The sequence below is a fragment of the Streptomyces griseocarneus genome (assembly GCF_014655595.1).
Classification (GTDB): domain Bacteria; phylum Actinomycetota; class Actinomycetes; order Streptomycetales; family Streptomycetaceae; genus Streptomyces; species Streptomyces griseocarneus.
Map to the genome: position 1 here is coordinate 125,494 of NZ_BNBL01000009.1, position 12,208 is coordinate 137,701.

Annotated in this window: 12 protein-coding genes; 3 read left to right on the plus strand and 9 right to left on the minus strand. The window is 72.4% G+C overall.

What is annotated here, in order from left to right; all coding sequences use genetic code 11:
- Nucleotides 1-105: 105 nt before the first annotated feature.
- The 3 genes from IE295_RS22615 to uvrB all read right to left on the minus strand — a co-directional run bounded on the left by IE295_RS22615 (nucleotide 106) and on the right by uvrB (nucleotide 5,100).
- Nucleotides 106-2,097 carry a TerD family protein gene (locus tag IE295_RS22615; RefSeq protein ID WP_190065551.1) on the minus strand — a complete coding sequence of 664 codons (1,992 nt, stop codon included), beginning with the start codon at nucleotides 2,095-2,097 and terminating at the stop codon, nucleotides 106-108.
- Between the two features lie 105 nt (nucleotides 2,098-2,202).
- Nucleotides 2,203-2,781, minus strand: coding sequence for a TerD family protein (locus IE295_RS22620; protein ID WP_190065552.1), 579 nt, complete (start codon nucleotides 2,779-2,781; stop codon nucleotides 2,203-2,205).
- A gap of 201 nt (nucleotides 2,782-2,982) precedes the next feature.
- The gene (gene uvrB, locus IE295_RS22625; RefSeq protein WP_190065553.1) at nucleotides 2,983-5,100 is read right to left on the minus strand and encodes an excinuclease ABC subunit UvrB; all 2,118 of its coding nucleotides are present in this window, start codon (nucleotides 5,098-5,100) and stop codon (nucleotides 2,983-2,985) included.
- 243 nt (nucleotides 5,101-5,343) lie between these two features.
- On the opposite strand from uvrB, the gene IE295_RS22630 reads away from it, so the two are divergent.
- The 3 genes from IE295_RS22630 (at nucleotide 5,344) to IE295_RS22640 (ending at nucleotide 8,236) form a co-directional block, all read left to right on the plus strand.
- The gene (locus tag IE295_RS22630; protein WP_190065554.1) at nucleotides 5,344-6,315 is read left to right on the plus strand and encodes a glycerophosphodiester phosphodiesterase; all 972 of its coding nucleotides are present in this window, start codon (nucleotides 5,344-5,346) and stop codon (nucleotides 6,313-6,315) included.
- Nucleotides 6,316-6,481: 166 nt separating this feature from the next.
- On the plus strand, nucleotides 6,482-7,912 hold the full coding sequence (locus tag IE295_RS22635; RefSeq protein WP_190065555.1) for a WGR domain-containing protein: 1,431 nt from the start codon (nucleotides 6,482-6,484) through the stop codon (nucleotides 7,910-7,912).
- A gap of 51 nt (nucleotides 7,913-7,963) precedes the next feature.
- Nucleotides 7,964-8,236 (plus strand): DUF6343 family protein, encoded by a 273-nt coding sequence (locus tag IE295_RS22640; protein WP_190065556.1) that lies wholly within the window; start codon nucleotides 7,964-7,966, stop codon nucleotides 8,234-8,236.
- 34 nt (nucleotides 8,237-8,270) lie between these two features.
- On the opposite strand, the gene IE295_RS22645 is transcribed toward IE295_RS22640, so the two are convergent.
- The 6 genes from IE295_RS22645 to IE295_RS22670 form a co-directional block, all read right to left on the minus strand.
- The gene (locus IE295_RS22645) at nucleotides 8,271-8,564 is read right to left on the minus strand and encodes a hypothetical protein (protein WP_190065557.1); all 294 of its coding nucleotides are present in this window, start codon (nucleotides 8,562-8,564) and stop codon (nucleotides 8,271-8,273) included.
- A 15-nt stretch (nucleotides 8,565-8,579) separates the two neighbouring features.
- Nucleotides 8,580-9,314, minus strand: coding sequence for a hypothetical protein (locus tag IE295_RS22650; RefSeq protein WP_190065558.1), 735 nt, complete (start codon nucleotides 9,312-9,314; stop codon nucleotides 8,580-8,582).
- On the minus strand, nucleotides 9,311-9,637 hold the full coding sequence (locus tag IE295_RS22655; protein WP_190065559.1) for a hypothetical protein: 327 nt from the start codon (nucleotides 9,635-9,637) through the stop codon (nucleotides 9,311-9,313). The genes IE295_RS22650 and IE295_RS22655 overlap by 4 nt, the downstream gene beginning before the upstream one ends.
- A gap of 74 nt (nucleotides 9,638-9,711) precedes the next feature.
- Entirely contained in the window at nucleotides 9,712-10,293 is a 582-nt protein-coding gene (locus tag IE295_RS22660) for a hypothetical protein (RefSeq protein ID WP_190065560.1), read from the minus strand.
- Nucleotides 10,294-10,507: 214 nt separating this feature from the next.
- Nucleotides 10,508-11,110, minus strand: a complete 603-nt coding sequence (gene coaE, locus IE295_RS22665) for a dephospho-CoA kinase (protein WP_190065561.1) — start codon at nucleotides 11,108-11,110, stop codon at nucleotides 10,508-10,510.
- Between the two features lie 24 nt (nucleotides 11,111-11,134).
- Nucleotides 11,135-12,079, minus strand: coding sequence for a PAC2 family protein (locus tag IE295_RS22670; protein ID WP_190065562.1), 945 nt, complete (start codon nucleotides 12,077-12,079; stop codon nucleotides 11,135-11,137).
- Nucleotides 12,080-12,208: the final 129 nt, after the last annotated feature.

Consider the following 12,208-nt stretch of genomic DNA (forward strand, 5'->3'; position numbering starts at 1 on the left):
CTCCGGTACGTCGTACGGGCGTACGGCAGTTCCCAGAACAGTACAGGAAAGCCCAAGGAATAGTAAAGAGAAACCCAAAACCCCAGCTCAGCGCCGCTTTACTCGCTAAATGCCATACGCCTTCCGGGCCTGCCCGACCTGCCACAGCACCTGCCGCAGCACCTCGCTCCCGGACGGCGCCAGCGACGGCTCGTACGTCCAGGAGTGCCCCACCCACGGGTCGGCGAGGTGGTCGTCGGGCACCGGCGTGACCCGCAGCAGCGAGCGCCACAGCGGGTCCAGCACGGGCCCGTACGCCCGGGCGTCCTCGCGGTCGGCGACCATCATCAGGTGCACGCCCACGGACGGCCCCTCGTCCGCGAGGTAGCGCAGCTGGGTCACGGAGCGGTCGTCGAAGCCGTGCGGGAAGTCGTTGACGATCAGCAGCTGCTCGGAGGTGTCGAGGTCGGGCGGCAGGGAGTCCACGGCTCCGCTGCGGACCGCCATCTGCACCAGGTCGACGCGCTGCGTCAGCCGCCCCAGCACCTCCGACACTCCCCGCGCCCCCGCCACGGGCGGCTCCTTCAGCGCCCCGTTCTCCAGCAGCGGGGCCAGCGCCGCGCCGGCCGCGCCCGCCGGGTCGATGACGTGGACCGAGTAGTCGCCGACGGGGTGGACGGCCAGCAGCCGCACGGCGTGGGCGACCGCGCAGTCCATGGCGAGCCGGCGCCGTCCGGCGGAGTCCACCAGGCTCGCGTCCGCCCCGCCCGCGAAGCGGCCGCTGTCGATCCACAGCCCGCGCTCCAACGGCAGCCGGACCAGCATGGGGATGCGCAGGTCCCTGCGCTCGGGCAGGTGCAGGTCCCCCAGCCGCAGCGCCATCGGCGTCTCCAGCGGGACCTGGTAGCCGTGCCACACCGGGCTGTCCCAGCGCGCGAAGGCGGGCGGCAGCGCGTGCTCGACGACCTCGGCCTCGGCGACGAGCCGGTCGAGGTCCCGGTCGAGGACGCCGCGCGCCTGCTCGACCAGCTGTGCCTGCCGGGAGCGCGCCTCCTCCCGGGCGGCGTCGGCGGCCGGGCCGACCCGGGTGCGCGGGTCGGACAGCACCCGGTCCAGCTCCTGCTCCAGGCGCGACTCCGCGAAGTCGACCGCGCTGCGGTAGGCGGCGGCCGCGCGGGCCAGGTCCTCGAACATGCCCCAGACCTGGTTGTAGAGCCGCTCGTTCATGGTCCAGCCCGTGGCGTCGCCCGCCACCGGCTGGTACGGCTGTCCCGGCCCGGCGGCCGGGGCGGCGGGCGCCGGCTCCGGCGGCGCCGAGGTCCGGCGGCCGGGGTGGCGGTAGCTGATGGGGCCCGGGGCGGGTGCCGCCGGCTCGGGGACGGGACCGCCGCCGCCCGACGGAGCGCCGCCTCCGGCCGTAGCGCCGCTCCCCGTCGTGGCGGACGGCACCGCAGGGTCGTGGCCGGCCACGGCAGCCCGGTCGTCCGCGGGGCCGCCGCCCGCCGGCGCCACCCGCCGCGCGGCGTCGCCGCCGACCTGCGCGGGCGGAGCGGAGACCGCGCGGGACGCGCCCTGGGCGACCGCGTCCTCGATGCGGGCCGCCGTCTCGGCCGCCCGGGGCAGCCCCTGGTCGTGCAGCATGGCGGTCAGGCCGCCCGCGTACCCCTGGCCGACCGCCCGTACCTTCCAGGCGTCCTGCCTGCGGTAGAGCTCCAGGGCGACGACCGCCGACTCGGCGTCCAGGCCGGTGACGGTGTAGCTGGCCAGCTCCGTGCCGTCGGTGCCGGTGACGGCGACGAAGGGGGCGGCCAGCGCCCCGAAGCGGCCGGGGCCCGACGGTCCGGAGGGCAGGGCGAGCAGCACATTGACCCGGTGCGCGGCCTCCGGGAGGGCGTCCAGGTCGATCGCCAGCCGGTGCTCGGCGGCGGCCTGCCGGGACACCTCCAGGCCCGGCAGCCTCGGCGATGCGGGGTGAGCGACCCATTCATCGCCCGGAACCCTGCCGTCCGCGTCGCCGAGCGTCGCTCCCGCCATCACCGGTTGGCCCGCCGAGACCCGGATCTCCAGTCGGGTCCCGGACAGCGGGTGGTTCTGCCCCCGCACCAGCTCGGCCGTCATCGCCGCTTCCCCCTCGTTGTGTCGTGCTCGCTGTGCCGAGGGCCCGGCGGATGCACCGCCGGGCCCGGTTGCCGCTTGTCGGGACGCTCGTGGCGGCCCGAACGGTTACAGGACGGTCTGGATCTCCGCCAGCAGGTCCTGGAAGGTCCGGCCGTTGGCCGGGGTGCCGATGGCCGTCATCTGCCAGCCGTTGCCCACCCGGTGCACCTTCGCCATGATCTGGGCGGTGTACGGGCCGCCGCCGTCCAGGGTGTAGCGCGCGAGCTCCTGGCCGGTGGTCTCGTCGACCAGGCGGCAGAAGGCGTTCTGCACCTCGGCGAAGGTCTGCCCGGTGAAGGAGTTCACCGTGAAGACGATGTTGTTGACGTGCACGGGGACGCGCTGCAGGTCGACGAGGACGGCCTCGTCGTCGCCGCCCTGGCCCGCGCCGCCGACCAGGTTGTCGCCCGTGTGGCGCACCGAGCCGTCCTTGCTGACCAGCTGCTGGAAGAAGGCCACGTCGACCGGCTGCTTGTCGGCGAAGAGCACCGCCGACGCGTCGAGGTCGATCTCCCGCGTACGCGACCCGAACAGTCCGCGGCGAGGGGCCGCCTGCCAGCCCAGCCCCATCCGCACCGCGGTCAGGGTGCCCCCGTCGGCCTTCTGCAGGCTGATGCCCTGGCCCTTGGACAAGTTGACCGTCACGCGCGTCCCTCTCGTTCGTTCATCCCCGTGACCGCGCCGTCCGCGCGGTCTTCTTGAACGACCCTATGCACAGGCGGGCGCGGGGTACGCACCCGAGGGGGGCATTGTGGCGGTCTTGCAACATGCCCCGCCACACATCTCGTATGCTGCCCCGCTTCGCGTACGCCACCCCACCCGCTGCGCCCGGCGCGTCACGGACCGTCAGGCCAGACCGGCCTCGCGCATCTGCCGCAGCTCCTTCTTCAACTCGCCCACCTCGTCGCGCAGCCGTGCCGCGACCTCGAACTGCAGCTCCGCCGCCGCCGCCCGCATCCGGTCGGTCATGTCCTCGATGAGCTGGGCCAGCTCCGCAGCGGGGCGGTCCGTGGGCACGGCCGCCGCCTTGGCCTTGCCGCGCGCCTTGCCCTTGGCCGCCGGCACCGGGGCCTTGCCCTTGTCCTTGTCGCCCTTGCGGTAGCCCGTGCCCAGGAGCTGCTCGGTGTCGAGCTCCTCGCGGGCGAGCGTGGCGACGATGTCGCCGATCTTCTTGCGCAGCGGCTGGGGGTCGATGCCCCGTTCCTTGTTGTAGGCGATCTGCTTCTCGCGGCGGCGGTTGGTCTCCTCGATGGCCTTCTCCATCGCCGGGGTGATCTTGTCGGCGTACATGTGCACCTGGCCGGAGACGTTGCGCGCCGCGCGCCCGATGGTCTGGATCAGGGACGTGCCGGAGCGCAGGAAGCCCTCCTTGTCGGCGTCGAGGATGGCCACCAGCGACACCTCGGGCAGGTCGAGGCCCTCGCGCAGCAGGTTGATGCCCACCAGCACGTCGAACTCGCCGGCCCGCAGCTCGCGCAGCAGCTCCACGCGGCGCAGGGTGTCGACGTCGCTGTGCAGGTAGCGCACCTGGATGCCCAGCTCGAGGAAGTAGTCGGTGAGGTCCTCGGCCATCTTCTTGGTCAGCGTCGTCACCAGGACGCGCTCGTCCCGCTCGGTGCGCGTGCGGATCTCGTGCACCAGGTCGTCGATCTGGCCCTCGGTCGGCTTGACGACGACCTCCGGGTCGACCAGGCCGGTGGGGCGGATGATCTGCTCGACGAAGCCCTTGCCGCGCGAGAGCTCGTACTTCCCGGGCGTCGCGGAGAGGTAGACGGTCTGCCCGATGCGCTCGGTGAACTCCTCCCATTTCAGCGGGCGGTTGTCCATGGCCGACGGCAGCCGGAAGCCGTGCTCGACCAGCGTGCGCTTGCGGGAGGCGTCGCCCTCGTACATCGCCCCGATCTGCGGGACCGTCACGTGCGACTCGTCGATGACGAGGAGGAAGTCCTCGGGGAAGTAGTCGAGCAGGGTGTTCGGCGGGGAGCCGGGCTCGCGGCCGTCCATGTGCAGCGAGTAGTTCTCGATGCCCGAGCAGGAGCCGACCTGGCGCATCATCTCGATGTCGTAGGTGGTGCGCATGCGCAGCCGCTGGGCCTCGAGGAGCTTGCCCTGCTTCTCCATGCGGGCGAGCGTCTCCTCCAGCTCGGCCTCGATGCCCGCGACGGCCTTCTCCATCCGCTCCGCGCCGGCGATGTAGTGGCTGGCGGGGAAGACGTACAGCTCCTGGTCGTCGGAGATGACCTCGCCGGTGAGCGGGTGGAGCGTGGAGAGCGCCTCGATCTCGTCGCCGAACATCTCGATCCGGACGGCCAGTTCCTCGTAGACCGGGAAGATCTCGATGGTGTCGCCGCGCACCCGGAACGTGCCGCGGGTGAAGGCGACGTCGTTGCGCGTGTACTGGATCTCCACGAAGCGGCGCAGCAGCTGGTCCCGGTCGATCTCCTGGCCGACCTTCAGCGGCACCATGCGGTCGACGTACTCCTGGGGCGTGCCCAGGCCGTAGATGCAGGAGACGGACGCCACCACGACTACGTCACGCCGGGTGAGCAGCGAGTTCGTGGCGGAGTGGCGCAGCCGCTCGACCTCCTCGTTGATGGAGGAGTCCTTCTCGATGTACGTGTCCGACTGGGGGACGTACGCCTCGGGCTGGTAGTAGTCGTAGTACGAGACGAAGTACTCGACGGCGTTGTTGGGCAGCAGCTCGCGGAATTCGTTGGCGAGCTGTGCCGCGAGGGTCTTGTTCGGCGCCATGACGAGCGTCGGCCGCTGCAGCTTCTCGATCATCCACGCCGTGGTCGCCGATTTGCCGGTGCCGGTCGCACCCAGCAGGACGACGTCCTTCTCGCCTGCCCGGATGCGCCGCTCCAGGTCAGCGATGGCCGTCGGCTGGTCACCGCTGGGCTGGTAGGAGCTGACGACCTCGAAAGGCGCCACCTTGCGTTCGATCTTCGATACGGGCCGCATGAGACCACCGTACGGCTCACCACTGACAACGGCCTCGCCCCGGCCGTTCGGCCCCCGTTTTCCGGGCCCGTCGCGGGCGAACGCGCGGCGAAGAGTGGGCAAAGGGTCCTTCGTCTGGGTGCCCTGCCCGTCGCGATCGCGTAGGTGTTTCGTGTACGACTTTCCGTGCACCAGGTACGACTTTCCGTACACGCTGGCCGGGCGCGAGCGCCGCGCCCGGTCCGGACGCCACGAGGAGCCGCCATGCGCATCCGTCCCGTCTCCACCGTGACCAGCGCACTTCTCGCCCTGTCCCTGACGACGCTCGCCTCCCTGTCCTCGGTCGGCCTCGCCGCCGCCCCGGCGGGCGCCACCACGCGCCCCGCCGAGCCGGTGGTCATCGGCCACCGCGGGGTGCCGGTCCAGGCGCCGGAGAACACCCTGGCGTCCATCGACAGGGCCGCCCGGCTGGGCACCGTCTGGGTGGAGAACGACGTCCAGCGCACCAAGGACGGCGCGCTGGTCGTCATGCACGACACCACCCTGGAGCGGACCACCGACGTGAAGCGGCTCTACCCCCGGCGCGCGCCGTGGAAGGTCTCCGACTTCACCCTCGCCGAGATCCGCACGCTGGACGCCGGAAGCTGGTACGACCGCCGCTTCAAGGGCGAGCGGGTGCCGACCCTCGACCGCTACCTGCGCCGGGTCGACCACAACCGGCAGAAGCTGCTGCTGGAGGTGAAGGCGCCGGAGCTCTACCCCGGCATCGAGCGGCAGATAGTCGCGGAACTGCGCCGCGCCGGCTGGCTCGACGCGGCGCACGTCAGAGGCAGGCTGGTCGTCCAGAGCTTCAACGCCTCCTCCCTGAGGACCCTGCACACGCTCCGCCCCGACCTCAAGAAGGGCTTCCTGGGCGCCCCCAAGGCGTCCGAGCTGCGCTCCTACGCCGCCTTCGCCGACCAGATCAACCCGAGCTACAAGAACGTCACCCCCGCCTGGCTGCGCTCGGTCCACGCCCTCAAGGGCCCGCACGGCCGGCCGTTGGAGGTCTCGGCGTGGACCGTCGACGACGCCGACGAGGCGGTCTCCCTGGCCCGGATGGGCGTCGACGGCATCATCACCAACGCCCCGCACGTCATCGCGGACGCCCTGTCCGACGACGCGGACGACCCCTCGTTCCTCGACGGGCTGCCGGACGTGTCCGACGCGGAGAAGGCCCTGGACAGCGCGCTGTGAACCGCCGCTGATTCCCCGGAGGGGGGCGCTCCGGCCCGGCCGCCGGGCCGGAGCGCCCCCCTCCGTCCGCCGCTGCGGCGGCTCGTGACCGATTGTCAGTGGCAGCCCCTAGCGTTCCCCCCAAGTCGAGACCGGCCGCCGTGGCCGGTGGGAGAGGGGCATTGCCATGGCGGGGAACACGACGTACCTGGAGCTGTCCCAGGACGGCGGCGGGGCGCACAAGTTCTACGAGGTGACGGTCGACGGCACGGCGGTGGCCGTGCGCTACGGGCGGATCGGCGCACCGGGACAGCTGCAGAGCTCGGTCTTCCCCACCGCCGAGAAGGCGCGGGCCGCGGCGGCGAAGAAGATCGGCGAGAAGGTGCGCAAGGGCTACGCGCCCGCCGTTCCCGGCAGCCGGCCGGCCCGGCCGGTGACGCGCCGCCAGGTCGCCTCCGCCCCCTCCACGGCCCGCGCGGTCGCCCCGGTCCTGTGGCGCTTCCGCACCGGCTCCGCCGCGTTCGGCATCCACATCGGCGAGGACCGCTGCTGGGTGGGCAACCAGGCCGGTGACGTCTACACCCTGGGTCACGACGGCGAGGTGCTCGCCCGCTACCGCCTGCCGGACGGCGTCAAGTGCCTGGTGGCGGACGACTTCTGGATCTACGCGGGCTGTGACGACGGCACGGTGTACGACCTGTCCGCCAAGGTGCCCTTCGCGGCCTACGAGATCGCCTCCGACGTCGACATCTTCTGGCTCGACATCCATGAGGGCGTCCTCAACGTCGCCGACCGCGACGGCGGCCTCACCGTCATCGACCACGAGGACGAGTACCAGTGGTCGCGCAGGAGCTCCGGCCAGGCGGCCTGGATGGTGCGCCGGGACGAGCGCGCGGTCTACCACGGCCACAGCGCCGGCGTGACCGCGTACGCCCAGGACGGCGGCGGCGAGCTGTGGCACACGCGGACCACCGGCTCCGTGCTCTTCGGCTGGCAGGAGGCGCACGCGGTGTACGCGGGGACCAACCGCAGCGTCGTCCAGCGCCTGTCCAAGGCCGACGGCGCCGTGGAGGCCACGTACCGCTGCGACGCGGCGGTCTACTCCTGCGCCACCGCCCCGGACGGCCGCTACGTCTTCGCCGGCGACTCCTCCTCGTCCGTGTACTGCTTCGCGGCGGACGGCACGCGGCTGTGGAAGCTCGGTACGGGCGGCGGCTCGGCGCTGTCCATGCAGTACCTCGACGAGAAGCTCTACATGGTCACCACCGACGGCTCCCTGGTCTGCGCCGACGCCTCGGAGAGCGCCATCGCGGCCGCGCGGGCCGGCACGGTCCCCGTGCCGGTGGACATCAAGTCGGCGGCCGCGCTGCCCACGTACGCCCCCGCCACCACGGTCGCCACGGTCTGTGCCCCGCCCGCCTCCGGCATCGTGGTCGAGTGCGTCCAGGAAGGCGGCCGGCTCCGTGTCCACGTCGTCTCCGACGGCTACGAACCCACCTGGAACGTCCAGTTCCCCCGCCACATACGCCAGGCCGGCGCCCGCTACGTCGTCGAGGCCCTCTCCCCCACGGCGTCCGGCTTCTACCGCGTGCGCGGCGAGATCCAGCGCCTGCTCTGACGCCCGGCACCGCCCGCCCGGGTGGATCCTGGGAGTGGGAGATGGTGCGCCATGCGTACGGGCAACGAACCGAGCACCGCCCGCAGCCCCCTGCGGCTGCGCTGCGGGCTCGCCGTATTCGGACTGGTGTGCGCCGCGGCCGGCACGGCGGCCTTCGCCGCCGCGGGCCGGATGGGGTGGGCGCTCGCCTGCGGGCTGCTACTGCTGGTGACCGTCGTCGACCTGATGGCGATCATCCGCCACATCCGGCAGGGCCCGCACTACCAGCCGGGCCGCGACGTCCCGCCCTACGAACCGGTCGACGAGGGACGACCGCGCCGCTAGCCCGCTCGAGCCGCCGCGGCCCCGGCAGCGCCCGCTACCGGCCGCCCGGTGGCGTCGCCTCCGGGCCTTGCGGGCCGCGCGCGGGCCCGCGCTCCCATGCCTCCTGAAGCGGCCGGGTCCGCTCGCCCAGTGCCTCGGCGTACGCGCCGACCCGTACGGCCTCGTTGAGGCCGAGGCGGCCGGAGAGGACCTCGCGGGCCATCTCCCGCAGGACCTCGCCGGCGCTTCCGTCGGCCAGGTGCCGCAGGGCCCGGTGGACGACGCGGGCCTGCGTCTCGTCGCGGCCGGGGGCGAGGAACTCCTCGTGGCCGACTTCTCGTTCACCCATGGGGTCGCTCCTGGCTCAGACTGCCGGGTGGTCGTAGCTCGCGCGGGGCAGGGGAAAGGCGTTGAGCCTGGCCGTGATGTCACCGCCGACGCGCTCGATCGCGGCGTAGCCGGCGCTCACGCTCACCTGGGCGGCGTTGACGAGGTGGGTCATCCGCCCCCACTCCTTGAGGATGATCCTGGCCTCCGCCGCTCCCAGCGCGTATCCCATCGCGGCGGCCCAGCCGGTCCATCCGGCGGCCGTGGAGGCGGCGGCCGCGATGGCCGCGGTGACCACGGCGTCGACGATCGCGCCGATGCACTGGCTGACGGCCTCGGCGGCGACGGCGACCGACTGCGCGATGGCCACGTATTCACCGCTCATCGTGTACAGGGAATCGCGGAATTCCTCGAGGTTCCTCCGCAGGGCGTCGAAATAGAGGAATGCCGAGTCGGCGGCGTTGCCGTGCCAGCTCGCGTCGATCGTGGCGTTGCCCGACTCGAGGTTGCGGGCCAGGGCCTCGCAGGACCGGCCGAGGTTCCGCCAGGCCTGGGAGCATTCGGCGTAGGCCTTCCAGTTCCCGGCGAAGATGTGCTGCGCCCATTCCACCGGGTCCTTGGGCAGCATCAGCTCGGCCAGTTTCAGCAGCCACGATCCGGGGCTGAGCACGTCGCCCACCGCGTTGATCGCCTTCATGGGATCGGTGAACTCGTCGGGTTCCGCCGGGGCCACGAGATACGTCGTGGGTTCCGCGACATCGGTGAAGGTCATGGCCGGCCCGGCCGCCTCACCGGCGGGCGGGCCGCGTCGAAGTCGGCGGCCACGTCCCTGTCGGTGTGCCGGTAATAGGACGCCGAGGCGCGTAACTCGTCCGAGGAATGCCGCAGAATGCCGGTGAGCCGTTGGAGGGCGCTCAGCACCTCGCCGCGTACGACGCCGTGGTATCCGGTCACGTCGGCCATCAGCCCTTTCTCCTCGGCGGGAACGTGCGTGAACATGCGGGCGTAGAGCAGCAGTTCCCCGGCGTCCTCCGCCCCTCTGCCGACCTGCCGGGAGAACTGCTCCAGCCGGCCGGTGTCCACCTGAAGTCCCACCGGTTCCTCCCCTTTTCGCGATGGACGCACCCCGCGTCCGACGGCAATGCGACGTCCCATGGCGACGTCACGCACTACGGCGTCACCAGCGCCAGCACGAGGCACAGCAGCGCGCCGACGCCTCCCACCCGTCGCAGCCACTTCACGGGCTCCGCCATGAGGGAGCGTCCGACCAACGCGCGGGCGGCGGCGAACTGGGCGATGGTCGTACGGCGGAACCCGACGACGATGGTCACCATGCCGTGGGCGGAGATGAGCATGCCGAAGAAGAAGAGGATCAGCCAGCCCCAGAAGGCCCGCATGCCGAGGAGGAAGTACTCGGAGGACTCGCGGTAGACGGTCACTCGTTCCCCGGGCACGTACCACCCGTCCACTTCGGCGTCCCTGCGCACGGTGCCGCCGCCGGCGGGGCGGTAGACGCCCCCGCAGACGCTCGACTCGTGAGTGTGGCCGTGCGCCGGGCGGATGCGGCAGTGGGCGACCGTCACGGTGCCCTTGTCGGCCGCGTAGCCGACGGCCTTCACGGCGTGCGTGACCGAGAGTTCCATGAGGGCGAGCCCGGCCAGGACGACGCAGAACCCGCCGAGGCGGGTCCGGTACCTCCGGCCGGGCGGGGGCGCGATCGGGCTCACGCCGAGCATTTCGGGCATGGCCATGAGTGCTCCCCTCACACCAGGTCCACTGACGCTGTCGAGGGCGCAACGCTACTCATCCGCGCCGGGCCTCCGGGGCGGCACGACGCCTTTCCGGCCCGCGGTCACGCGCGTCGCCGGGGCCCGGAAGGCCGGTACGAAGCCGCTTCCGGGCCGTCCGGCCCGTCCCGCGCGGCGCTGCGGGTCTCACCCGATATGACGAACGGGCCGGCCGCTGTCAGTCCTGGGCCGCCCGCCGCCGCAGGTCCTCCCACACCGCCCTGACCCGGGGTTCCAGCGTCTCGAGCGGGCCGTCGTTGTCGATGACGATGTCGGCGACGGCGAGCCGCTGCTCGCGCGTGGCCTGTGCGGCCATGCGGGCGCGGGCCTCGTCGGGAGCCATGCCGCGCTGCCGTACGAGGCGGTCGAGGCGGGTCCCGGTGCCGGCGTCGACGACCACGACGAGGTCGTAGAGGGGGGCGAGCCCGTTCTCGGCGAGGAGGGGGACGTCGTGGACGACGACGGCCGCCGCGTCCGCCGCCGCCTCGAGCTCGGCGGACCGGGCGCGGACGAGCGGGTGGACGATGGCGTTGAGGGCGGCGAGCCGGTCCGGGTCGGCGAAGACGATCGCGCCGAGCTTCGGGCGGTCGAGCGTGCCCTCGGGGGTGAGGACGCCGGGCCCGAACTCGGCGACGACCGCCGCGAGCCCGGGGGTGCCCGGCTCGACCACTTCCCGCGCGATCCTGTCGGAGTCGACGATCACCGCTCCGTACGAGGCCAGGAGCCGTGACACCTCGCTCTTGCCCGCGCCGATTCCGCCCGTGAGGCCCACCTTCAGCATGGGCCCACGCTATAGGGCACCCGGTCAGCGTCCGCCGTCGCCCTCCCTGTCGGCGAGGAAGCGCTCGAACTCCGCGCCCAGTTCGTCGGCGGAGGGCAGGTCCACGGGCTCGGCGACCAGGTTGCCGCGGGTCTCGGCGCCGGCCACGGCGTCGTACTGGTGCTCGAGGCCCCGGACGAGCGAGACGAGCTCCTCATCGCCTTCGGCGATCTGGCGCTCGATCTCCTCCTGCGTGCGCAGCGCGGCGTTGCGCAGGGAGTGGGCGGCGGTGGGCAGCACGAGGCCGGTGGCCGCGGTGATCGCCTCGAGGGCGGTGAGGGCGGCGTCGGGGTAGGGCGAGCGGGCGACGTAGTGCGGGACGTGGGCGGCGACGCCGAGGACGTCGTGGCCGGCCTCGGCCAGGCGGTACTCGATGAGGGACTCGGCGCTGCCGGGCACCTGGGCCTCGTCGAAGTAGCCGCGGTGACCGGGCATGAGGTCGGTGCGGTTGCCGTGCGGGGTGAGGCCGACCGGGCGGGTGTGGGGGACGCCCATGGGGATGCCGTGGAAGTTCACGGACAGGCGCACGCCGAGCCGCTCGATCAGCTGGCGCACGGCGGCGGCGAACCGCTCCCACTCCACGTCCGGCTCGGGGCCGCTGAGCAGGAGGAAGGGGGCGCCCGTGGCGTCCTGCACCAGGCGCAGCTCGATGGCCGGGGTCTCGTAGTCGGCCCACCGGTCGCGCTGGAACGTCAGCAGGGGGCGACGTGCCCGGTAGTCGATGAGCCTGTCGTGGTCGAAGCGGGCGACGACCTGGTGCGGCAGGCCGTCGAGCAGCCGCTTGACGATCAGGTCGCCCGTCTCACCGGCGTCGATGTAGCCGTCGAAGTGGTAGAGCATGACCAGACCAGCGGTGTCCTGAGCCAGGGCCAGGTCGGCCACGGCGAGCCCCTTGGGCTCCCATTCGTACAAACCCTGCGGATCCAACACAGTGACCGTTCCTCCTCATGTTCCGTACGGGGGAACGTCCTTGGAGGCCCCGGCCATTCCCGGGGAGGCCGGACTGCGGGCATGAGTAAGGCCCGCTCTCCAAGGAGAGCGGGCCTTACATCAGTCAGC

Excerpts from the sequence above, each read along its gene's own strand:
- IE295_RS22615 (WP_190065551.1), bottom strand. The coding sequence starts at position 2,097 with ATGACGGCCGAGCTGGTGCGGGGGCAGAACCACCCGCTGTCCGGGACC.
- uvrB (WP_190065553.1), bottom strand. The coding sequence starts at position 5,100 with ATGCGGCCCGTATCGAAGATCGAACGCAAGGTGGCGCCTTTCGAGGTC.
- IE295_RS22630 (WP_190065554.1), top strand. The coding sequence starts at position 5,344 with ATGCGCATCCGTCCCGTCTCCACCGTGACCAGCGCACTTCTCGCCCTG.
- IE295_RS22635 (WP_190065555.1), top strand. The coding sequence starts at position 6,482 with ATGGCGGGGAACACGACGTACCTGGAGCTGTCCCAGGACGGCGGCGGG.
- IE295_RS22640 (WP_190065556.1), top strand. The coding sequence starts at position 7,964 with ATGCGTACGGGCAACGAACCGAGCACCGCCCGCAGCCCCCTGCGGCTG.
- IE295_RS22645 (WP_190065557.1), bottom strand. The coding sequence starts at position 8,564 with ATGGGTGAACGAGAAGTCGGCCACGAGGAGTTCCTCGCCCCCGGCCGC.
- IE295_RS22650 (WP_190065558.1), bottom strand. The coding sequence starts at position 9,314 with ATGACCTTCACCGATGTCGCGGAACCCACGACGTATCTCGTGGCCCCG.
- IE295_RS22660 (WP_190065560.1), bottom strand. The coding sequence starts at position 10,293 with ATGGCCATGCCCGAAATGCTCGGCGTGAGCCCGATCGCGCCCCCGCCC.
- coaE (WP_190065561.1), bottom strand. The coding sequence starts at position 11,110 with ATGCTGAAGGTGGGCCTCACGGGCGGAATCGGCGCGGGCAAGAGCGAG.